Origin of the sequence: Aphanizomenon flos-aquae FACHB-1287, assembly GCF_014698755.1 — a bacterium.
Lineage (GTDB): Bacteria > Cyanobacteriota > Cyanobacteriia > Cyanobacteriales > Nostocaceae > Dolichospermum > Dolichospermum flosaquae.
This window is the reverse complement of the sequence record NZ_JACJTO010000008.1, coordinates 12,010-35,653: the sequence shown is the minus strand read 5'-3', so window position 1 is coordinate 35,653 and position 23,644 is coordinate 12,010. Positions and strand designations below refer to the sequence as shown.

Below are 23,644 nucleotides of genomic sequence, written 5' to 3'. Positions count from 1 at the left end.
AGCGGATAATAGGGGACTTCCAATTAAAAAAAATACCCAAAAATTTCTTGTGGTGCGGACATCTTGTCCGCAAATCATCAAGGACGGGTAGGAGGCCTATCTCACAAAATTGGGTAATTTTTTGGTGTTCCCTAAAATTACGACTCCCCAACCCTCTGGTCAATAGAGGGTGTATTTTTTGAGATTGGGAATTGATTACGAAAACCGCAAATTTGTGGGTATTTATATCGTTTTTCAGTCTAATGAAGCACAAATCAATTTATTCTCTGTTCCCTGTTCCCCCATAAAAAAAGGTGGGTTAACAGTAAGTTACCCACCAAATAAATTACCGATATTGTAGAAATTCCGAATTATCCAACATTAGTTAATAACAACTCACGAGTTTCCAACTTTCTGACCTTTACCTGACCATCATCATCTACATCTACAATAGCCTTATCTCCCTCAGCTATTTCTCCGGCTAAAATCGCTTCTACGAGAGAATCTTCTAGTAAACGTACAATGGCGCGGCGTAATGGTCTAGCACCATAACTAGGATCATAGCCTTCCTGTACAACCTTCTCTTTGAAAGCTTCCGTTACTTCTAAAGCGATATCCTTGTCTTTGAGACGACCAGCAACATCACGCAGCATAATCTCAGCAATTTGCTTAACCTCATCTTTGTTAAGTTGAGTGAAGACAATAATATCATCAACACGGTTAAGAAATTCTGGACGGAAATAGGCTTTCAGTTCCTCATTCACTAAGTTACGAATCCGATGATAACTAGCATCTGCGCGGTTATCAAACTCAAACCCCAAACTACTACCACCTTTTTCAATTACCTTAGAACCAATATTAGAAGTCAAGATAATTAATGTATTCTTGAAATCAACTTTCCGGCCTTTCGCATCCGTAAGATGACCGTCATCTAAGATTTGCAGTAGCATATTGAATACATCGGGATGTGCTTTCTCTATTTCGTCAAATAGCAACACTGTATAGGGTTTGCGTCGCACAGCTTCCGTTAATTGCCCACCCTCATTGTATCCTACATAACCTGGAGGTGAACCAATCAACTTAGAAACGTTGTGGCTTTCCATGTATTCGGACATATCTAAACGTACCATTGCATCTTCCGCACCGAAGAAATAAGCAGCTAAAGCTTTAGCTAATTCAGTTTTACCTACACCTGTGGGACCAGAAAAGATAAAACTAGCAATAGGACGATTAGGACTTTTTAAACCAACACGGGCGCGACGAATAGCACGAGAAACAGATGTAACTGCTTGTTCTTGTCCAATCAGTCTTGTATGTAAGGTATCTTCAAGGTGTAAAAGTAACTCAGATTCAGATTCAGTCAGTTTATTAACGGGAACACCTGTCCAAGAAGCGACAATTTGAGCAATATCTTCTTCATTGACTAGAGGAGCGTTAATACTTTCCTGATTTTCTTCTAAATCAAGTCTGGCTTGAAGTTGTAATTCTTGTATCCGTAACTTACCAGCTTTAGTAAAATCTTGAACTCTGATAGCTTCAGATTTGGACTTAGTTGCGGTGGTTAATTCCCGTTTCAGTTCCTTGTTACTGCTAATGCGGGAGTGACGTAAACGCACACGAGAACCAGCTTCATCAATTAAATCAATTGCTTTGTCGGGTAGAAAGCGATCGCTGATATAACGATCTGCCAATTCGGCCGCCGCAATAACCGCTTCATCAGTAATATGGACTCTATGGTGTTGTTCATAAGCACCTCGTAAACCATAGAGAATATCAATAGTTTCTGCTACCGATGGTTCACCCACCAAAATTGGCTGAAAACGTCTTTCTAAAGCTGCATCACGCTCAATATATTGACGATATTCATCTAAGGTAGTAGCACCAATACACTGGAGTTCACCCCGTGCTAAAGCTGGTTTAAGGATATTAGCTGCATCCAAACCGCCTTCCGTACCACCTGCACCTACTAAAGTATGAATTTCATCAATAACTAAGATGATATTACCTGCGGTACGAACTTCCTCCATGATTTTCTTGAGACGTTCCTCAAAATCACCCCGGAAACGAGTTCCCGCTACCACAGACCCCATATCCAAGCTAATTACTTGCTTGTTTAATAAAATTTCGGGGACATCTTGATTGATAATCCGTTGCGCCAAACCTTCAGCAATTGCTGTTTTTCCTACCCCTGGTTCACCAATCAAAACCGGGTTATTTTTGGTTCTACGACCGAGAATTTGCACCGTTCTTTCTATTTCCCGCTGACGACCAACTACCGGGTCTAATTTGCCCTCCTGAGCCAGCTTAGTGAGATTTCTGCCAAACTCCTCTATGGATAAATTTTGATTACGCTGGGAATTACTTCTACCACCCGTAACAACCGCTGTATCCTCACCCAATCGGTTCATGACGGTGGCCCGGATAACTGGTAAATCCACTCCTAGATTTTGCAATACTTTGGCGGCGACTCCTTCACCGGCCTCGGTTAAACCTAATAATAAGTGTTCAGTGTTTATGTAATTATGTCCAAGACCGTGAGCTTCTCGGAAAGATTGCTCAAACAGACTTTTTACCTTGGGAGTAAAAGGAATTTCCGGTGGGACAAACCCAGAACCCCGGCCAATTATCTTTTCTACTTCCCGACGTGCTTCTTTTAAGGTGACACCCAACTCAGCCAGCACCTTAGCAGCAACACCCGTCCCTTCTCCCATTAAACCCAGGAGAATTTGTTCTGTTCCTACAAAGTTATGTCCCAGTCGTCGTGCTTCCTCCTGAGCTAACATGATTACCCTAATGGCTTCGGAAGTGAAGTGTTCAAACATAGCGGGTTCTTTCCCTCGTGCTGCTTGGACTTTGGGTGAGATATAAGTTCACCCTCATCTAAAGTTTCTTGTATTTTCTTAAAGATAATGTATCTTTATTTAAGGCTAAATGGCAGTAGTGAGAGCCGTAAGATCGGGCGTACTTGCCGTCATTCTTTAGTTCATGGTAAATAATTAGCAACGGTCAAGATTTTTTGCTCTTGGGTTGTTGATGGATTGCTAACTTCGTACTGGCATTAACTATGATAGAATCTTCTGGTGGTAAAGACCAACAACATCCACTCTACAACCGAGATAGACCCCTTATTGATATTTTACTCGCTCAGGACGCAACCGATTATAATTTATCGGAATTGGCTAGAATGAGAGTCCGCTATCAAGGTTTTCCGGGGGCACGAGATATTCAAACTAACTTAGATCAAGTTTTGCAACGCTGGGGTTTAACAGAAGCCGAACTATTTGCAAAAACCCGTCAAATCCATAATCAGGGCGGAATTTACAAAAGTCGTGGCAAAAAAGAGGAGCAGGACTGGAATTAGTCGGTTGTCAGTGGTCAGTGGTTAGTTGTCGGTTGTGATTTTTCCCTGCTCTCGATAATCTCGGAGTTGTTGCAGGAGTTGTTCTTGGGATAAATTCGGTGTTTCTATAACTGTTTGGGGGATTTCCTCTATTTTCTCTAGTGTTTTCGGTTCAGGATTTATAACTAAGTTCGGACTTTGCTTGACTACCAATACTTGCTTTTTGGGAACTGGTGCGGTAATTACTACCTGAGGAGAATTAGCAGTAGCTTTGAGAGCATCTAAAGTTACAGCTACCTTGGTTTGTTCTTGTATTTCCTGACTAGAAGAAACTAATTTACTCAGACCATTTACCAATCTTAACATATTTTGGCGGAACTTCGGATCGCCTGTCAATTCATCCAAATCAGCGGTAATTTTTTGGGTATTTTCAAAGGTTGATTTAGCTGCATCTAAAGTTTGTTGCAGTAAAACAATGTTTTTAGGATCATTTAAAGTTTTAGAAGCGTCTTTTAAATTCGCAGAAGCTTCCGCTGCATTTGCAGACAGGGTTTCTAAGTTGTCTAACAATTTCCCTTGGGTTAAGCGATTAATCGCGGGTGATAAACTTGTAACTGTCTGACGAAGTTGGTTACTGGTTTGGGTCATACTATTCAAAGTACCAACTAAAGAAGAACGATTAGTGCTGACAAGATTATCTAGGTTTGTTAGTAAGCGGCTGGCCTGTTTAGCTGTAACACTAAAATCTTTAGCTGTTGTTCCTAATTGATCTGCTGTCTTGGTTGTAGTTGCAGTTAGCTGGGTTGTAGAACGTTGTAATGTAGCTGCTGTATCAGAGAATACATTTATTTGTCCTTTGAAGGTTTTACTCAAATCTTGCAAATCCTTGGACAAATTGGCAATATTAGCAGCCGCATTAGCCGAAGTTTCTAAGGTGCGATTAACATTTTTATAGAACTTTTCGCTACTATATTGAGCCGCAAAATTACTTGATTGACGAATAAGTTCATCCGCACTGATACCAATTACACCTTTTAAGCGAGAACCATTACAAATAATTAGGCTGGGGTTACAATCTTTATCTAGAGGTTTAGCAGATACAGTTCCCAGTAGTTCTTTTTGTGGCGTAATGTCAATAATATTTTCGCTAATTAATCCACTTTGATTAGCTTCAATTAGGGAATTACTAGGAATGATTAAATTGGAGGAGTTAATTTGGATTTCTACCTCAATTGTGTTCGTTCCAGGTTTGACAGTGGTGATACTCCCTATTTTCACACCACGAAACCGCACTGCTGAACCCTTTTGCATTCCTCCAGCATTAGTAAATTCAATAATTGCTTTATAGGAAGGTTGTCCAGGGGTGATTTTATTTAACCACAGTAAAATTACTCCAAAAGCACTTAACCCTAGTAGAAGTAACAATCCTACTGAACCCTCTCTCCATGTACGTGCAGACGTGAAACTGCTCATTAAACCTCGCATTTGCTCCTCCACCGATAGCGTCAACTCAGCAATTTTATTTGATTTGGTACTTAACCCGCTACTTGAATGGGTCCATTTACACTTCCACTCATAAATTGTCTAATTAAAGGTTCTTCTGTGTGATCTAAGGCAACTGCTGTACCTTGCCATTGTACTTTTCCTTGATAAAGAAATACTATTTGATCAGATGTGCGTCGAATAGTGCTTTCTTGGTGCGTGACAATGGCGTAAGTGCTACAGACTCCTTGTGTATGTTGTAAACTGCGGATTAGGTCTTCAATTACTGTTGAGGCAATGGGGTCTAATCCGGCTGTAGGTTCATCGTATAATAAAACTTCTGGATTGTCTGTAGGACGTTGAGGATTAGACATAATAGCACGGGCAAAACTTACTCTTTTTCGCATTCCTCCGGAAAGTTCTGACGGGTAAAGATGACTGATATCTGCTAACCCGACCATTTCTAATTTTTCGTTGACTAATTCCCGAATATGGGATCTTTTTAATCGGGAATTTTGATAAAGTAAAAATCCGATATTTTCTTCTACTGTCAAGGAGTCGAATAATGCCGCTTGTTGAAATACCATACCTATTCCCACAGGATCAGCACCATCTTCAATTAAACCTTGTCTTTTGACTCCTTGAATATAAATTTCTCCTTCGTCAGGTTTTAATAACCCGGCTATAATTCGTAAAACTGTTGATTTACCAGTTCCTGAAGGTCCAATAATCCCTAATGCTTCTCCTCGATATATTTTTAAATCTACGTTATCTAAAACCCTGTTCTTGCCAAAGGTTTTAGAAATACCTTTTAATTCAATTAATGGTTCAATGGTTTCTAATTGGTTATTGATCATTTTTTCACCTCCAATTCTTAAATCTAAAAAATCCTGACTATGACAAATATATTTATTTAAACAAACTTTTTTAATCAATCTCATCTGTGGGTGTTTCTGTTGGTATTGGTTCTTCTATTGGTGTTGGTTCCTCTGTTGGTGTTATTGGTGTTTCTGTGGGTGTTGGTTCTACTTCTGGGGGATTTTCGGCAATGATAGTGAATTGATATTCTAATGGTTCTGAGGCTTTAGAAACAACGACAAATTCATAAAATCCGGTTTCTGGTAATATTCTAGATAGAGTCCGTTTTTGAGAATCTTCTAAAAATGCGATTTTCCCAGAAGGAGAATAAATTGATAGTAAAACTTTTGGGCTTGCTTCTAGTTTAACTTCCATATTTTGTTCTTTAGTTAGTCCAACAATAAAAACCTTACCTTTTCCTGGTTGAAGATTTTCACTTACTGTTTTACCAGTAGTACCTTCAGAAAAAACTATTTTTGCAGATGCTTCTTCAGAAAGAATGGCTTTTACTTGATCATTTGCAAATCCATACCAAACTTGTCCAATGGGTTTTCTGATAAACTTTTGACCTTCTTGTTCGGGAAATTCTCGGAAAAAAGCTACATCTGTCAAATCATATAAAGAACGACTAGCAACGTTAATTTTATTAATTTCAGCTATGGAGGTTGCCAGTGTCAAGGAAGTATAATTTCCCAGTTGACGACGGGATTCAGAACTCATTTCTGATAGCTTTTTTAGGACTTGGTCGGCGATTTGATCCCATTGTTCCCGCCAAGTTTCATCTTCTGGACTATCGTTAAGAATACGCTCCTTTAAATAGGGATATTTTTCCCAGAATACTTGGTTTATTAGTGTAACATAAAATTGATAATTTATATTTAATTCTTCACGTTTATCGCTCAATTTTTGTTGGCGTTGTTTTTCCTCTGGTGAAAAATTAACTGCGGGTGTAGAATTGACACTAGATGTAATTGGGTTAATCCCATTTAGGTCGTAACCGCGCTGTTTAAATCCCCAAACAAGTAAGCCCACACTGGTAACAATAGCTAAGGTAACAATAAAGATATTTGTTCCCGTCCAAATCCCTGGAGGAGGAGTGGGAGTAATTACAGGTGGGGGGGCTGGGGTTTGAGGAGGAGAAAAAGTGACAGTTGCAGACGTGGGGGGTTGAGTTGGCTGATAGCTGGTAGATTGGGGGTTGAGGGCTTGAAGAAGTTGATGGACTGTTTGATAGCGATCGCTGGCAATAGGTGATAACATTTTATCTATGATTTGTCCCAATGCAGGACTTAGGCTAATTTCCCGCCGCCATTCCCAACTCAGATTATAAGTATCAATTAATTCTTGGGGTTGTTTACCTGTCAGTAAAACTAACATTGTCACAGCTAAAGCTAAAGCATATAAGTCGCTGTGGGTAGACACCAGACCGGTTTGCATTTGTTCTGGAGGGGCAAATCCTATTTTTCCTAATAAGGTGCCATTGGCAGGAGGGACAATTGCCCCTGTTTGATAATATTGAGAAGCGACAGTTGCAGCTACCTGTTTAACACCCCCAAAATCAATTAACACAGGTAATTGATCACTATTTCTCAACATTAAATTATCAGGGGAAATATCACGATGAATTACACCAAGAGCATGAATATATGCCAAAACTGGTAAAATTTGCTGTAATAATTGGCGAATTTCTGTTTCTGTAAATTTTAAACCCCGTTGTTGACGATTATTTAATAAGGAATTATAAGTTTCACCATTTACATAATCTTGGACTAAAAACAGACTTTCTTTACTTTGGAAATTGATACGTAATAGTTCCCGAAATCGCGGAATTTGAGGATGTTGTAATTTATAAAGAACACTTGCTTCTCGCTGAAATAGTTCTTCTGCTTTTTGGACTATATAGGGAGTTTGTACTTGGGGAAAAAATTCTTTTAAAACACAAGCTTCTCGAAAGCGGTTAATATCTTCTGCTAAATAAGTCCGGCCAAATCCTCCTTGACCAATTTGCCGAATAATAACATAACGATCACCTAAAGTTTGTCCTGGTTGAATACCCTGATTTACCGCTGTCGATATATCAGTAATTTTCTCTCCACATTGGAGACAAAACCTACTACCAGAAGGATTTTGATGCCCTTGAGAACAATAAAGATTACTCATTAGTCAGTTGTTCGTTGTCACTTTTTGCCAATTACCTATTACCAATTACTTGTTCTCTACTTTATCAGATGCGATCGCATACCAAATCTGTAGAAAAGTTTGTCGATTTAGTTTCCCACGTTTTTGACCAGGAAACAAGGGTTCAAATGTTTGATATGTATCTGCACGTAAATCCTGAAAAGATCTATATTTACCCAATTTTCCAGTTTTAGCCAATTGTTCCCAGCGTTGGGAATCTTGTTGACTATAACTACCTATTTTCTTTTTAGCTATTGTACTTAAATTAACCTTTTCTAAACTATTTAACAATTGATCAGCTAGATGATTCCATTGTTCCCGTAAAGCTGTATCTTCAGGTTTATCAGTTAACTGACGTTTATTTAATTCTGGTTTTTGGGCATAGAAAATTTCATTAACTGTATTCGTAAAAAATACCGAAGAAATTCCTAGCTGTTGTACACGACTAAAAACCTGTTGAATACTACGGTTGTTATTTTTATTACCCCCAGGATGATTAATAGATGGAATTTTGGGAACTTCGATTTGAGGAACTGTGATTGATGTTATCCCCTTCACTGCAAAATTTCCTAAAGCGAACATACCTGCACCTGTTAACAACATTCCCGTAGTCATAATAAAGCTAACAGTAAAAGGACGCAACCATACTGGCATCGGTATTTGCTGTACAAATAATGTCGTCTTGTTGTGGACACCATTCCCAAGATTACGGGCGCGTTTTATACCTGGTGCTACCACCTCTGTTCTCAACTTAGTAATATAGGGATTGGGATTATTGCTAGGGGTTTGCATAGTTTGTGGTCTACTAGGTGAAATAGATGGTCTAGGTAAATCTTTAATAATTTGTTCGGCTTTTTGATAGCGATCGCTGGGCTTATACGCTAACATTTTACGTAACACAGCCTCTAACTTGGGACTAACCTTAATTTCCTGACCCCAAAGCCAAACGCCATTGTAGCTATTATAAAGTAAATTTGGTTGTTTCCCCGTAATTAAAACTAAAGCCGTCACCGCTAAAGAATAAAAATCACTACTTTTATACACTTTACCCTGAAGTAACTGTTCTTCTGGCGCGTAGCCTTTTTTACCTAATAATGTTCCATTTCCTGCCAGTTGCGTCCGCCAAAAACCCTGATCAGCTGGTAACTGTTTAACACCCCCAAAATCAATCAACACGGGTAAATTGTCACTTTGACTTAAAATCAAATTATCTGGAGAAATATCACGGTGAACTATATCTAAACCGTGAATATAAGTCAGCACAGGGAGAATATTGTGCAGTAAATTAATAACTTCTTCCTCACTAAAAGACTTTCCCTGATTTTGACGCTGTGTTAATAATTGGTCATAATTATCACCCTCAATATAATCTTGTACCAGAAAGAAAAAATCCTTAGTACCAATTTTAGCTTGAAAAGAAGAGTGAAAATGCGGAATTTGCCGATGTTGAATTTTTTCCAGAACACTTGCTTCTCGTTGAAATAGTTCCTTGGCCTTTTGTAAATCCTGGGGTTTGACAACTTGGGGTGCAAATTCCTTTAAAACGCAGGTTTTACGGGACTTTTGCCTATCAATCGCTAAATAACTGCGTCCAAAACCACCTTGCCCCAGTATACGCGCAATTTCATAACGATGATCAATAACTTGTCCCGCAGTTAAAGGTAATGCTTCACCGCAATGAATACAAAAGTGATGATTATCATTATTGATGTGCTGTTGACTGCAATATACTTGCATAATGCTAGGAGATAAATTAGGGCTAATTAAGTTATACAATAGTTCCAAAACGATTTACGCAAATTTTTATCAATCCCAGAGAACACAGAAAAATGAAGGTTTGACGAATATTTTGCGTAAGTCCTCAATTAAATTTCTGATTCCTGTATTATTTTCTGATATACTCAGATATGTTTATATATAAAATTATGAAGCCGCAATTACAAACCCAACAAACAATTCAAGAACTTAGCAATTTTATATCTGTTCCTCTAGAGCAGAAACTCCAACACTACGACCATGATCAGATAGAAGCAACGATTATAAATTTATTTCAAAATGTTGCTGCTAATGTACCTGCATATCAAGAATTTTTAACAACTGCTGGAATCAATTCAGATACTATTCAAACTTTAGCAGATTTCCAGAAATTACCGAAAATTAATAAAGAGAATTATATATCAAAATACCCTATATCTGAATTATGTTATCATGGGAAATTAGAAAACTGTGATTTTATAGCTGCTTCCTCTGGTTCTACTGGAAAATCCACATTTTGGCCGCGTTTCTTCACTGACGAATTACAAATAGCTACCCGCTTTGAGCAAATTTTTCATGATAGTTTTCATGCAGATTCTCAACCTACTTTAGCAGTAATTTGTTTTGCCTTGGGAACTTGGGTAGGAGGAATGTTTACTGCTAATTGTTGTCGTCATTTAGCTGCTAAAGGTTATCCCATTACTGTCATTACTCCCGGTAATAATAAACTGGAAATTTTGCGAATTGTCCAGGAATTAGGAGGTAAATTTCAGCAAGTTGTATTATTAGGATATCCACCGTTTTTAAAAGATGTTATTGATACTGGTCTTGCTCAAAAAATGCCATGGAAACAATATAATATTAAATTGGTAATGGCCGGAGAAGTATTTAGTGAAGAATGGCGAAATCTAGTAGCAGAAAGAATCGGTTCTGAAAATCCCTGTGATGATTTTGCTTCTTTGTATGGAACAGCAGACGCGGGAGTTTTAGGTAACGAAACCCCTTTAAGTATTTGTATTCGGCGGTTTTTAGCAGATACTCCTGAAGCAGCTAAAGCATTATTTGGTGAGTCGCGTTTACCTACTTTAGTTCAGTATGATCCTAGCAGTCGTTTCTTTGAAGTTGAAAATGGAAATTTATTATTTTCTGGTAATAATGGTGTTCCTTTAATTAGATATAGTATTCTTGATCATGGGGGATTAATTACCTATGCAGAAATGCTAGAATTTTTAGCAGCTTGGGATTTTAATCCTTTGACCAAATTACAAAATTATCGCGGAATTCATCAATTACCTTTTGTCTATGTTTTCGGACGTTCTAACTTTACAGTTTCCTATTTTGGTGCAAATATTTATCCAGAAAATGTGACAGTAGGATTAGAACAACCAATCATTAGAGAATGGGTAACGGGTAAATTTGTATTACAGGTCAAGGAAGACCTAGACAAAAACCGCTTTTTATCTGTGGTGGTAGAATTAGCCCCAGGAATAGAAGATAAAGAGGAGAAAAGATTATCTATAACTGCTGCTATTCTCACTCAATTATTGCGTCTTAATAGTGAATTTGCTAATTATGTTTCCCCACAATATCAAACCCCTGTAGTAGAATTAAAATCTGCTGGTGATATTGAATATTTTCCTGTGGGTGTCAAGCACAGATACACGCGGAATAACATTAGCAAATAGGCAAGAATTCCCAATTTCAGAAACCTCTTACCTATCTAAAATCATGTTATTTGCTTACTTGTTATAAAGGTTGCCAACCAGTACCTTTATAACCATAGTCGAAGATGTCAGGATGCAATATTTCTGCTAAAATCTCCAAAGAATCCACCAATCGCGGACCAGGACGGTTAAAATAAGCATTACCATCAGTAATGAAAACCCTCCCAGTTTGAGCTGCATGAAGTTTTTTCCATTCTGGACGTTGAGTTAATATGTCGGCCTCTAACTGAGTCCGATTTAAATCAAAGCCACAGGGCATGAAAATAATCACATCTGGGTTACTGGCTATTAGTGCTTCCCATTTGACAAGAGTAGCAGGTCCACCCATGAGACTAAATAATGGTTGTCCCCCTGCTAAGTGGATTAATTCGGGAACCCAATTTGCAGCAGTCATCAAAGGTTCAGTCCATTCAATACAAGCCACTTTAGGCATTTCGGTCACAGGTAGCCCTTGCAGTTTGCGCTTACAAATTCTGACACGGGCTTCTAGATTTTCCAGTATTTCTACTGAATCTACCCCAAATGTGTGACTAACTCGTTCAATATCGCTCCAAAGATCTTCTAATGTGTTAGGCTGTAAGGAAATTATTTGCGGTGAACTGTGGGTAAGTTGGGCAACTGCTTTTTCTACGTCCAGTAAACTTACAGAACAGATGTTACATTGATCTTGGGTGATAATGTGGGTAGGATGGAGTTTCTCTAAAACATCAACGTTGATTTCGTGGATACTCAAGGCAGATTGTAATATATCATTGATTTCCTTGTCAATAGAACCGCTTTTAGCGTGGCCATTCAATCGCGCTTGGGTACAAACTGGGAGGTTAATTACCTCTGGAGGATAGTCACATTCATGAGACCTGCCCACTATAGCATCAGATAAACCCAGTTTAGCAACAATTTCCGTAGCGCTTGGAATTAAAGAAACAATTCTTATATCGTTACTCGTATCAATCATAGTCTCACCCCCCTGGTAGTAGGAATTCAGGAGTTAAAAATAGAAAATGGTGTTAAGTTTTTTAACAGACGCTTCTACTTTTATTGTTGCATATTTTCTGAGGGTGGGTATCTATCTTAAGGATGTTAGTATTTATGTTTTCTGCTAAGACGCAAGGCTACAAAATTTTATTCTAGACACGAATACGCAGTTACATTATGATTAAAATATAAGCGATAATCGGTGGGTCTATGAAGACAGGTCAAATTTTGAAAGTAGCTGTATTACCTATCTTAACCGTATTTACTCTTGTATCTGTACCGAAAACAGCAATAAAAGTAGATAATTAGTTTTATATCCCCGACTTGTTGAGGAGGGGATATGTTAAAATAGACTTATATATTTAAGTATCCCGTGGGTTTGCGTTCTCTGTGGAAACAAATAATATTTTGGTGTAGTAATTTGGTGATAATTAAATAAAATGGGCAAAGAAAATATTACTATTCAGAAAATCGTTTAATGGTGAGTCATGAAAATCGAAAGTATCCACTTAAAAAACTTTAAAGCTTTCAAAAATGTGGAAATTAAAAAAATTCCTAAAATGTGCGTTTTTGTCGGTGCAAATGGTACTGGTAAAACCACACTTTTTAATGTGTTCAGTTTTCTCAAAGATGCTTTAACCGATAATGTTCATGTTGCTCTCACGAGATTAGGAGGAGGTCGAGGATTTCAGGAAGTAAAAAGCCGCAATTCAACCGGACCCATAGAAATTGAATTAAAATTTCGTCTAACTGATAAATCACCCTTAATTACTTATTCTTTGAAAATCAATGAAGAAGATGGTCGTCCTATCATAGAAAGAGAGATTCTTCAATACCGAAGAGGGAGTAAAGGTCAGCCCTGGAGGTTTATTGATTTTTCCAAAGGTAAAGGACAAGCTGTTATTAATGAACCTGATCAGGTTATAGATGAAAAAGAATTAAAACGAGAAGACCACGAGTTAAAATCACCAGATATTTTAGCATTAAAAGGTTTAGCACAATTTGAAAAATTCCCTGCAAGTAAAGCAATTGGTGATTTACTTGAAAATTGGCATATTTCCGATTTTCATATTCAACAAGCGCGACCAGAACGGGAATCTAGTTATGCAGAACATCTTTCCAAAGAGGGTGAAAACTTGGCAATGGTGACGGAATTTCTCTATAAAAGACATTCTGATATTTTCCAGAAAATTATTAAAAAACTAAAACAGAGAGTTCCAGGTATTAGCGAAGTTGATTCTAAAATTACCGAGGAAGGACGGGTATTGCTGCGGTTTAAAGATGGTGATTTTCATGATCCTTTTTTAGCCCGATATGTTTCTGATGGAACTATCAAAATGTTTGCTTATTTAGTGCTTTTGTATGACCCAAAACCTCATCCTTTGCTATGTGTGGAAGAACCAGAAAATCAACTTTACCCCAAACTTCTTTACGAACTTGCAGAAGAATTTCGAGAATATGCACGTAAGGGAGGTCAAGTTTTTGTCTCCACTCATTCCCCTGATTTTTTAAATGGTTGCGAACTAGAAGAGGTATTTTGGCTACAAAAAGAAAGAGGTTATACAGTAGTTAAACGAGCGAGTGATGATGAACAAATCACAACTTACATGAATGAAGGTGATAAACTTGGTTATTTATGGAGACAGGGTTTTTTTGAGGGAGCAGACCCGCTATGATAGAGCTTGTTTTCTTGCTAGAAGAACCATCTGCAAAAGCAATGATTGAAGGTATTTTACCTAAGATTATTGTAGAAATAAAAGATATAGTTGTTCGCTATATTGTTTTTGAAGGTAAACAAGATATGGAAAAGCAGATAATACGAAAACTTCAAGGATATAACAATCCTCATGCAAAATTTATAATTTTGCGTGATCAAGATTCTGGAGATTGTCAAGTTATTAAAACAAATCTTCAACAAAAATGCGAAACAGCAAATAAATGTCAATCTATTGTGCGTATTGCTTGTCGTGAATTGGAAAGCTGGTATCTTGCTGATTTAGCAGCGGTAGAAAAAGCTTATAATAAAAACAATATTTCATCACTACAAAATAAAAATAAATTCCGAAATCCTGATCATCTTGAAAATCCATCTAAAGAATTAAAATCCCTTGTACCTGAATACCAGAAAATCAACGGTTCACCAATAATAGCACCTTATTTGAACATTGAAAATGATCGCTCCCGCAGTTTTTATCATTTTATTAATTCAATCAAAAAAATTATTCACTCTTGAAGCTTTTATATTGTACAGAACTTCCAAGTGTTATGAGATACAAACTTATCTACTATTAAGAGGGTGTTTCAAAAGTTGATAGTGATTTATAATTTCAAATTAGATCACTATTTCTTGATTGCAAATGCTTTAATATCCTCTGCAAAACTTACCCTATTCTATTGTAAGGGGAACTTCTGTAAACAGAACAAGAATTGATTTAGGGGTGGTTAATAAAAACTCTAATTCGATTTTTCGACCTTTTCGGGGTGGTTACAAAACTTGACATATTCAATTATCCTGTGGGTTTGAAAATTCCTCCTAGACAAATTTGAACTTCGGAATATTTAATAATTGAATATGTTTAATATTATGTCAGGATTTAGCACTGCTAAACCCCTATCGCTGCTTCTATTTACATTCTTTCTAATACCTTAATTCCTAATAAAGATAATCCCAACTTGAGAGTTTTTGCAGTTAAATCACATAACATTAACCGTGAAGTTCTTGCAGGTTCTTCTGATTTGAGAACAGGGCAATTTTCATAAAATTTGTTAAACTTATCGCTGAGTTGATACAAATAATCACACAAACGATTTGGTAATAAATCCTGCTCAACTTCTTTAATTACTTCATCAAGTTGCAGAAGATGTTTACCTAAAGTTAATTCTGCATCTTCTTTTAGTAAGATTTGACGATTTATTCCCAAGTTTGCAAAATCAATATTACCTTGACGACTAATACCTTGAATCCTCACATAAGCATAGAGAAGATAAGGCGCTGTATTGCCTTTTAGAGATAACATTTTATCATAACTAAAGACATAACTGCTGGTGCGATTTTGGCTCAAATCTGCATATTTAACAGCACTAATTCCCACAACTTCCGCGACATTTTGAATAAATTCTTCTGTTTCTGTGCGTCCGTCTTCTTGTAATCTCTTTTCTATGTCTGCACGAGCGCGGTTAATAGCTTCATCTAATAAATCTCGTAACCGCACAGTGTCCCCAGAACGAGTTTTGAATTTTTTTCCATCTTCTCCTAATACTAACCCAAAAGGAACATGAACTAATTCCACATCATTAGGAATCCAATTTGCTTTTTTTGCTACTTGGAAAAATTGGGAAAAATGGTTAGATTGTCCTTCGTCTGTTACATAAACAATCCGCTTGGCTTTATCTTCTTGAATCCGATAACGTAAGGCTGCTAAATCTGTGGTTGCGTAGTTATAACCACCGTCTGATTTTTGGACAATTAAGGGTAAAGGATTACCTTCTCTATTTGTAAAACCATCTAAGAAAACACATTTTGCCCCTTGACTTTCTTCTAACAATCCTGTTGCTGCTAAATCTTTAACAACTTTTGGTAATAAAGGATTATAAAAAGATTCACCTCTTTCTATTAATTTGATATTCAGTAAATCATAAATGATTTTAAATTCCTTTCGAGAAGCCTCACAAAGAAGATCCCATGCGTCTTTTGTGAATTTATCCCCGGATTGTAGGCTTACTACTGCTTTTCGGGATCTTTCTCGAAATTCTTCATCGTTATCAAATTTCTTCTTAGACTCTCTATAGAACTCAACCAAGTCTCCTATATTTACATCACCAAGTAAATAGTTGCCTAGAGGAGTTTCCATAAACATAATACCCTGTAGATCGGGATAACAATCAACAAGATGAGTAATTAACATCCCAAATTGTGTACCCCAATCACCAACATGATTTAACCGCAAAACATCATGACCACAAAATTCTAAAATCCGGGCAATAGAATCACCAATAATAGTAGAACGTAAATGTCCAACGTGCATTTCTTTAGCAATATTGGGACTGGAAAAATCCACAATTTGCTTTTGGGGAATTGTCGCTTTAGGTATTCCCAATCTAGAATCTAATTGAATGGCGTTAAGTTGTGCTTCTAAATAAGATGTTTGTAATTTGAGGTTAATAAAACCGGGTCCAGCAATTTCTGGAGGTTCACAAATATCAGATACATCTAGTTTATTGACAATTTCCCCAGCGATAATTCTGGGTGGCTTTCCTAACTTTTTACTCAAGGATAAAGCCACATTAGCTTGATAGTCACCAAATTTAGGATTACTTGCGGAAACCAAAATTGGATCTGTATTGGTATAATCAGCACCAAAAGCAGCTACTAAAGCCTGTGTTAATTTGAGTTTTAGTTGTTCTTGTGTAGCGTTCATTATGTAAGATGTTTAATCATTTGAGATATCATTAGGAAACCAGTTGTCATCTAGGGCTTGCGAGAGGCTAATCTGAGCATCTGGGGGAAGTGGACATAACTTAGAAACGGATTTAATAGCGACGGGATGAGCTTTTTCGTAGAACGTTTGTAATTGAGAATTAAGACTAGGACTATCTTCCAAACGTCCTTGAATTTGGGCGCGAAAGTTAACAATTTCCGCAGCCCAGTGATTACCGGATCTTGTGTTTTCAGATTCCCAGTAAGACAATTTGAGGAGATGTTCTAGAACACGGGTTAAAAGACTAATTAGGGCGCGTTTGTCGTTTTTACCCATAATTTCTAGTTCTTCGATTAAGCTATCCCAATCTATGCTTTCAAAATCACGGTTTTGGATTTGTTGGATAGTATCTTGTGTCCATTGGTTGTAATCGGTGTCATAAAGAGATGATGTCATAGTTTTATTCTCTAGTATTTTTTGGGAGATTTACTTATTAATCATCTAACTTGGTTAATTATAACATTGAACAGAGATAATTGAGATGGAAATAATATTTGATTTTTGCAATATTATGTAAGGTGGGTATTTCCCACCAAAAAATTTTCAACTCTGTTCACTATTCTTTACCCGCTGATATAAAACTTTTAAATCTTTATATTCTCTCTCGTTTTTCTTGCAGTTTTAACATAATTTCTGCGTGCATTTCGCGGGTAATGGGATAGAAATAGACTAAAACCAAACCTACAATTAAACAAACAGTTGGTATGGGTCCAACAACGATACGAATGGCTAAAAGTGCAGATTCTGGTTGTATGGGTAAGGAACTTTGTCCAGCAACAGTTTCTTTAAAACCATAGGCTTGTAAGGTATTACCGACCAAAAATAGCCCAAAAGCTAAACCAAATTTTTGTAATAAAACCATGAAACCATAGAAAATACCTTCCCGTCGTTGTCCAGTTTGCAATTCATCTAATTCAATCACATCAGGTATCATTGACCAAGGAATTAGATAAGCTGTAGAAACTCCCACACCTGCCATTACAGCCATAACATACATTAACCCAACTTGATTTGACTGTAAAAAAAATAATCCAATAGCAGCAATAATCCAGCAACTCATTCCTAGAAAATAGACCAGTTTTTTACCAATTTTTTGACTTAAATAACTCCAAATAAATAACATAAATAAAGCCGTTCCTTGGACCGCAATCATAACTGTGGGTATATCTCCTTCTTGCATACCCATACAATTAATGACAAAATAGGGAATAATACTGGCTGTGATTTGCACACCTAACCAAGAAAAAAGATAGATAGCAATGACAAAGAGAAAGGGTTTATTACTAAAGACGATTTTTAGCTGTTCAAAAAAGGGAATTTCTGCTTCTTTTGGTAATTGCATTCGTTTAGCTTCAAAAGCTAAAATGCGATCGCGCACACCATAAACACACCAATACAATGATAAAATTGCAATTACACTACAAACTGCGGCTAAAACTAAATAATGTTGTTGTTGATCGGTAATTTGTGAAAAAATAATTTTGGCTAAAATTAATGATAAAATACTGCCACCAATGGAAAATGTAAACCGAAAACTATTCAAACTAGTGCGTTCATCATAATCCTGACTTAATTCAGGAGTCATAGCTGTATAAGGCAAATTCACAACAGTAAAAAAAGCCTGAGATACAATCCCAATAGCTACATAATACCAAAATAAACACCAAATATTAATATTTTTATCCGCAGTAAATTGGGGAACAATCCATTGCAAGAAAAAGAAAAAACCAAAAGGAATCGCACCATATAAAAGCCAAGGTAGACGACGACCCCAACGACGGGATTGGGTTTTATCAGTCAACATTCCCACCATAGGATCATTGATACCATCCCAAATTTTACCAATCATTAAAATACTACCTGCCAAACCCGCCGGAATTCCTGCCACGTTAGTGAAGAAAAACATCATGTAAAAGGTGGCAATATTCCCAGTAATAGCAGGTCCTAAATCTCCAGCCCCATAAGCTAGTTTAGTTTTAAAATCTAATTTTTTACTTGTTACAGATTTATGAAACCCGTTATTTTCAGCATTATCTTTAACCACAAATTACGCTCATAATTAATTTATAAAAAACAAAACCATCATCAACATCAAAAAGTGGAGTTGAATATTTAACCCCACCGAATTGTATTTGATTTCCGGTTTTTCGCTGTTTCAATGTCTATATTTAGCACAATAAATTAGTGCATTTCCTCATATTCTGCCGTTTCTACCCTTCTGGGTTCTGTCCGCGAGGAAGGTAAAAACTCAGCCCGACGTACGGAATTTAGAGATTGTGTATTTCTACTATAGGGATGAATTACCTGAACGGTACGGGTAGCTCGTTGTTTTGGTGCAAATAAAGACAGAACACCAGCGGCCACAACACCTCCACCAATCGTTAATACAGCACCACCTACAGCCCAAAGCATGGGTGAAGACTTCCAATCTGGTTCAGATACTGGTAATGGCGCAGCTACTTTTTGTTGTTGACTAGCTAGTTGAGCTTGCCATTGTTGTTGAGTAGTGAGGCCTTGAAATTGTGCCTGGAATTGTTGATTTTGTAACTTTAGTTGTTGATTTTCCGCCTTCAAATCTGTTATTTGCGTATTTATTTTCTCCAAACGCTGATCAGAATTAGGAGCAGTTGGAGGCTGATTAGTATAAACAGGTTGCCCGTAATTAGTAGGATACTGCATTACTTGGGGTTGCACAAATGTTCCTGGTATTTGTGGACTAGGGGCAAAATTCGATGATATGGGGGTATTTGTCCCTTTGAGTAAGACTAAAGCCGCTAACCCAGCCACCGCGACTCCGCCAATAAATGCCATACTTTCGCTCATTGCTGTTACTCCTCTAATATTACTGAACAGTAACTTAGTTCTGACTGATGCACTATCACACGCATAATTTTTTACCTACTTTGATATTCATAATAAAGATTTGAGATCAACTAGTGTGTTAGTTAGTTTTCTATCTATCCTAAGATATGCTGTTATTATTTAAGATGATTACAGTTAAATTGTCCACTAAAAAATAACAAAAACATACACTATTTTTTAATTTCGCTCTTGGGGTTAGGAGGGATTTTTGATGGCTGTCTTGAGACTTTGAGAAAATTGAGCGATCGCTTCTAATCCCTGTTCTGGTGTGCCTTCTGCTAGTCTATTGACCACAGCACTACCGACAATTGCCGCATCCGCGCCCCATACTTTTACTTGTCGCGCTTGTTCAGGATCAGAAATTCCAAAACCGACACCGATGGGTTTATCTGTAACATGACGAATTTGTTGCAATAGCTCAGAAACCCGTCCTTGCACTTGGGTTCGCATTCCCGTGACCCCAGTAACACTCACCAAATAGATAAATCCTTGGGATGCACGAGCGATCGCCTCTATTCTTTCAGGAGAACTCGTAGGAGCTACCAATAGGGTCAAATCTATCCCCCTATCCGCCGCTGGTTTGATTAGCCCTGCTGACTCTTCCAAAGGCAAATCAGGCACAACTAAACCTGACACTCCAGCATCTTTAACTTGTTGCAGAAATTTATCAACACCACGATGTAAAATCGGATTGTAATAGGTAAATAAAATAATAGGCGATCGCAAACTCGGACCAACACCTTTAAGCATCTCTAATACCTGCTCTAAAGTTGTTCCCCTGTGCAAAGCGCGAGTAGCCGCAGCCTGAATTACCGGACCATCAGCCAAAGGATCAGAATAGGGTACACCCAATTCAATAATATCCGCCCCGGAACGATCTAGAACCTGTAAAGCTTTAGCAGTAGTTTCTAAATCTGGATCACCAGCCGTAATAAAAGGAATCAACGCGCATTCCTGATTCCGTCTCAAATTTTCAAAGCAACGAGAAATAGCAGTCATTTCACCTAATCAGTAGTCAGTGGTCAATGGTCAGTGATCAATGGTCAGTAGTCAGTGGTTACAATCAACAACTGACAACTGAACAATGATAACTCTAAACCTGAGATTCTTTGTCTTGTTCAATCTTCTCTTGCAATTTGGCTAACTCCTCAGGAGAGAGTTCATCAAGACGCTTTTGCAAAAAAGCCGTTTCATAAGCTTCTCGTTGTTGATGGTAGGTCATTTTATTCCCTATTGCTCGGAAAAGATAGGTACATAACCAGCCAATTAAGCCAGCTATCAAGAAAACTTGACTCCAGATACCAGCATTCTGACTATCTAAACCCACTAACTGTAAACCCACATAAGCCAAACCACCAGCCACAAAAACGCCGAAACCAAAACCAATCGCGTCAATACGTCGCATGAGAATTATGACCTACCAATCTTAATTTAAGCAATTTTTCGAGGACGGGGGTTCAAATTCACAAACGGGGAAAGAACCAGCAACCCCGGAAAGAAAAAGAACACTAAAAAGTACATAAACACCCGTTCCACAGACCCACAGGTATACCATCTTAAACTCAAGTAGAAAAAGACAGCAATGGGTATTACCAGCAAATAAGCGCCAGCCAAACTTAGATACAGTAGTGCTACAACCATATTCCTTACCGCAATGTGAACTATATTTGGTGCATTCACCTCCTATGATATGCTGAATGCCTGATTTGAGGAAATCCGTAACTGTGTTATTTTCCCCTCCCCAAAAATAAATTTCCCAAAAATCGAAACCTATGATATGATAGTTTTCATCCATTAAGTGCGGACAAAGTAGGTAGTTAAGGATTTTGATTGGGTGGTCAAATATTCACCTGAGCAAAAAAATTTTAAAATCTACTTGCCAAAAAAAAGCAATTAGTGGTATAGTGGACAAGGGATTAAAAACCGCACCAAAAAACTAAATAACTTTTCGGGAGTGTGGCGGAATGGTAGACGCTACGGACTTAAAGGAATTGAGCCTTGATTGAGAAATCTTTCAAGTGGCAGCTCTCAAACTCAGGGAAACCTAAATCTATTCGTAGATACGGCAATCCTGAGCCAAGCCCAGAGAAAATTTCCCTGGGAAGGTGCAGAGACTCGACGGGAGCTACCCTAACGTGAAGACGAGGGTAAAGGGAGAGTCCAATTCTCAAAACTTATGATTGCTTTAGCAACTGAGTAGTAGTGAAAACTGCAAGAGAATGAAAATCCGTTGACTTTAAACGGTCGTGGGGGTTCAAGTCCCCCCACTCCCATCTAATTGAAATTTAATTGAAAATGTGCTAGATACTAGGTTAGGTTTTTCCTGACTGTGTTTTTAGCACATTTTTATGTTTGGATGTTTTATAGGCTTTAGTATTTATTTTAACCTATCAGTACCTTGTCTAAATTGGAAAAAGCCTTGATTTGTAGGTTAGGTTTTATGATTCAACCCAACAAAGCAGGATATAAACAAGGTATTGACCTATAAAAGCTTTTAAATTATGATTAATCAAAAACTACCTAATAATTGGCAAGAAAGGGAGAAATTACGTGATAAAGGTCAATTCTGGACACCAGAATGGGTGACAAAAGCAATGGTTGCGTATATAGCACAAGACACAAATTTGATTTTTGATCCTGCTGCTGGTAAAGGAGCTTTTTTAAATGCCTTATTACAGATAAATCCCTCTATTAATTATTATGGAATTGATATAGATGAAGATATTTTAAAAGATGAAATTTATCAAAAAAATAGTTGCTTTGTAGAATTACGTGATTTCATCAAAAATCCTCCACAAAAAAAGTTTAACGCAATTATAGCTAATCCACCTTACATCAGACATCACCGAATTGATGAAAAGATGAAACAATTTCTCAAAGAGCTTTTTATAAGTATTACAGATTTTACAATTGATGGTAGAGCAGGTTATCATATTTACTTTTTTGTCCAGGCGTTAAATTTACTTAATAAAAATGGAAAACTAGCTTTTATTATGCCTGCGGATACTTGTGAAGGAATTTTTGCTCAAAAACTTTGGCAATGGATTACTAAAAATTATTGTCTTGAATGCGTTGTTACATTTGATCAAAATGCCACACCTTTTCCCAAGGTTGATACCAATGCGATTATCTTTTTTATCAAGAAATCTGAACCTGTCCAGACAATTAAATGGATCAAGACAAATGAAGCTAATGAGGAACTTTTTAATTTTGTTAAATCTGATTTTCAAGATACAAATTATATCAGCCTAGAAATTAATAATCGAGATTTACAAGAAGCATTAGCAACGGGTTTATCAAGACCAGAACAAAATAATTGTGATGTTAAATATCACCTCAATGACTTTGCAAAAGTTATGCGTGGTATTGCTACAGGAGCGAATGACTTCTTTTTTCTAACAAGACAACAGGTAAAAGAATTGGCAATTCCCCAAGAATTTCTTAAACTTGCAATTGGCCGGACAAAAGATGTAATAGGAGATAAACTAACGATTGAAGATATCAAAAAATTACAAGAAAATAATCGACCAACAATTTTACTTTCAATAAATAGTGAGAATAATATTCCTGAACCAGTTGCTAACTATCTTAAAAAAGGTGAAAAATTAGGTCTTCCTAACCGTCCCTTGTTGAAACAACGTAAATATTGGTATAGAATAGAATATAGAGAAGTGCCACCGATATTATTTGCTTATCTTGGGAGACGAAATTCCAGATTTATTAAAAATGAGGCTGGTGTTGTGCCATTAACAAGTTTTTTGTGCATTTATCCTATTTATTCTGATGAATTATATATTACTAATTTGTGTCAGGCTTTAAATGAGCCTGAGACGATTGAAAATCTTAGATTGGTAGGAAAAAGCTATGGTTCTGGAGCAATTAAAGTTGAGCCTCGTAACCTTGATAAAGTTCCCATACCAGAACATATAGTAGACAAATATAATTTAAACCGACAAAAACTTGAAAGTAAAAGTCAGCAACTTGAACTATTTTGATTATGGCTCTTCGGTATT

General features: G+C 37.1%; 18 protein-coding genes. 5 read left to right on the top strand and 13 right to left on the bottom strand.

What is annotated here, in order from left to right:
- Window positions 1-350: 350 nt before the first annotated feature.
- Window positions 351-2,801 (bottom strand): ATP-dependent Clp protease ATP-binding subunit, encoded by a 2,451-nt coding sequence (locus tag H6G44_RS05800; protein ID WP_190387446.1) that lies wholly within the window; start codon window positions 2,799-2,801, stop codon window positions 351-353.
- Window positions 2,802-3,043: 242 nt separating this feature from the next.
- On the opposite strand from H6G44_RS05800, the gene H6G44_RS05795 reads away from it, so the two are divergent.
- A complete protein-coding gene (locus H6G44_RS05795) occupies window positions 3,044-3,340 on the top strand; it encodes a DUF3288 family protein (RefSeq protein WP_190387445.1) in 297 nt (98 codons plus the stop codon).
- A 21-nt stretch (window positions 3,341-3,361) separates the two neighbouring features.
- Here the strand turns inward: H6G44_RS05795 and H6G44_RS05790 are convergent, their stop codons facing one another.
- The 4 genes from H6G44_RS05790 to H6G44_RS05775 all read right to left on the bottom strand — a co-directional run bounded on the left by H6G44_RS05790 (window position 3,362) and on the right by H6G44_RS05775 (window position 9,574).
- Window positions 3,362-4,804: an MlaD family protein gene (locus tag H6G44_RS05790; protein ID WP_190387444.1), complete on the bottom strand. Its 1,443-nt coding sequence runs from the start codon at window positions 4,802-4,804 to the stop codon at window positions 3,362-3,364.
- A 50-nt stretch (window positions 4,805-4,854) separates the two neighbouring features.
- Window positions 4,855-5,658: an ABC transporter ATP-binding protein gene (locus H6G44_RS05785; RefSeq protein WP_190387443.1), complete on the bottom strand. Its 804-nt coding sequence runs from the start codon at window positions 5,656-5,658 to the stop codon at window positions 4,855-4,857.
- Between the two features lie 70 nt (window positions 5,659-5,728).
- Window positions 5,729-7,819: a serine/threonine-protein kinase gene (locus tag H6G44_RS05780; RefSeq protein ID WP_190387442.1), complete on the bottom strand. Its 2,091-nt coding sequence runs from the start codon at window positions 7,817-7,819 to the stop codon at window positions 5,729-5,731.
- A gap of 45 nt (window positions 7,820-7,864) precedes the next feature.
- The gene (locus H6G44_RS05775) at window positions 7,865-9,574 is read right to left on the bottom strand and encodes a serine/threonine-protein kinase (protein WP_190387441.1); all 1,710 of its coding nucleotides are present in this window, start codon (window positions 9,572-9,574) and stop codon (window positions 7,865-7,867) included.
- A 188-nt stretch (window positions 9,575-9,762) separates the two neighbouring features.
- On the opposite strand from H6G44_RS05775, the gene H6G44_RS05770 reads away from it, so the two are divergent.
- Window positions 9,763-11,277 carry a phenylacetate--CoA ligase family protein gene (locus H6G44_RS05770; protein WP_190387440.1) on the top strand — a complete coding sequence of 505 codons (1,515 nt, stop codon included), beginning with the start codon at window positions 9,763-9,765 and terminating at the stop codon, window positions 11,275-11,277.
- 61 nt (window positions 11,278-11,338) lie between these two features.
- On the opposite strand, the gene H6G44_RS05765 is transcribed toward H6G44_RS05770, so the two are convergent.
- The gene (locus H6G44_RS05765) at window positions 11,339-12,271 is read right to left on the bottom strand and encodes a cobalamin-binding protein (RefSeq protein WP_190387439.1); all 933 of its coding nucleotides are present in this window, start codon (window positions 12,269-12,271) and stop codon (window positions 11,339-11,341) included.
- A gap of 508 nt (window positions 12,272-12,779) precedes the next feature.
- Here H6G44_RS05765 and H6G44_RS05760 point away from each other — a divergent pair.
- Both H6G44_RS05760 and H6G44_RS05755 read left to right on the top strand, forming a co-directional pair.
- A complete protein-coding gene (locus H6G44_RS05760; RefSeq protein ID WP_190387438.1) occupies window positions 12,780-13,967 on the top strand; it encodes an AAA family ATPase in 1,188 nt (395 codons plus the stop codon).
- Window positions 13,964-14,524, top strand: coding sequence for a DUF4276 family protein (locus H6G44_RS05755; protein WP_190387437.1), 561 nt, complete (start codon window positions 13,964-13,966; stop codon window positions 14,522-14,524). Before H6G44_RS05760 ends, H6G44_RS05755 begins: the two co-directional genes overlap by 4 nt.
- Before the next feature lie 394 nt (window positions 14,525-14,918).
- Here H6G44_RS05755 and argS read toward each other — a convergent pair whose 3' ends face one another.
- From argS to ndhL, 7 genes are all read right to left on the bottom strand, one after another.
- On the bottom strand, window positions 14,919-16,709 hold the full coding sequence (gene argS / locus H6G44_RS05750; RefSeq protein WP_190387436.1) for an arginine--tRNA ligase: 1,791 nt from the start codon (window positions 16,707-16,709) through the stop codon (window positions 14,919-14,921).
- A 12-nt stretch (window positions 16,710-16,721) separates the two neighbouring features.
- Window positions 16,722-17,165 (bottom strand): DUF29 domain-containing protein, encoded by a 444-nt coding sequence (locus tag H6G44_RS05745; protein WP_190387435.1) that lies wholly within the window; start codon window positions 17,163-17,165, stop codon window positions 16,722-16,724.
- A gap of 196 nt (window positions 17,166-17,361) precedes the next feature.
- Window positions 17,362-18,813: an MFS transporter gene (locus H6G44_RS05740; protein ID WP_190387434.1), complete on the bottom strand. Its 1,452-nt coding sequence runs from the start codon at window positions 18,811-18,813 to the stop codon at window positions 17,362-17,364.
- Between the two features lie 137 nt (window positions 18,814-18,950).
- The gene (locus H6G44_RS05735) at window positions 18,951-19,592 is read right to left on the bottom strand and encodes a heterocyst differentiation related protein (RefSeq protein WP_190387433.1); all 642 of its coding nucleotides are present in this window, start codon (window positions 19,590-19,592) and stop codon (window positions 18,951-18,953) included.
- A 234-nt stretch (window positions 19,593-19,826) separates the two neighbouring features.
- Window positions 19,827-20,630, bottom strand: a complete 804-nt coding sequence (gene trpA, locus H6G44_RS05730) for a tryptophan synthase subunit alpha (protein ID WP_190387432.1) — start codon at window positions 20,628-20,630, stop codon at window positions 19,827-19,829.
- 94 nt (window positions 20,631-20,724) lie between these two features.
- Window positions 20,725-21,036 carry a DUF3007 family protein gene (locus H6G44_RS05725; protein ID WP_190387431.1) on the bottom strand — a complete coding sequence of 104 codons (312 nt, stop codon included), beginning with the start codon at window positions 21,034-21,036 and terminating at the stop codon, window positions 20,725-20,727.
- Window positions 21,037-21,062: 26 nt separating this feature from the next.
- Window positions 21,063-21,272 (bottom strand): NAD(P)H-quinone oxidoreductase subunit L, encoded by a 210-nt coding sequence (gene ndhL, locus H6G44_RS05720; protein WP_080683924.1) that lies wholly within the window; start codon window positions 21,270-21,272, stop codon window positions 21,063-21,065.
- A gap of 860 nt (window positions 21,273-22,132) precedes the next feature.
- Here ndhL and H6G44_RS05715 point away from each other — a divergent pair.
- Window positions 22,133-23,626: an Eco57I restriction-modification methylase domain-containing protein gene (locus H6G44_RS05715; RefSeq protein WP_190387430.1), complete on the top strand. Its 1,494-nt coding sequence runs from the start codon at window positions 22,133-22,135 to the stop codon at window positions 23,624-23,626.
- The last annotated feature ends 18 nt before the right edge of the window (window positions 23,627-23,644 follow it).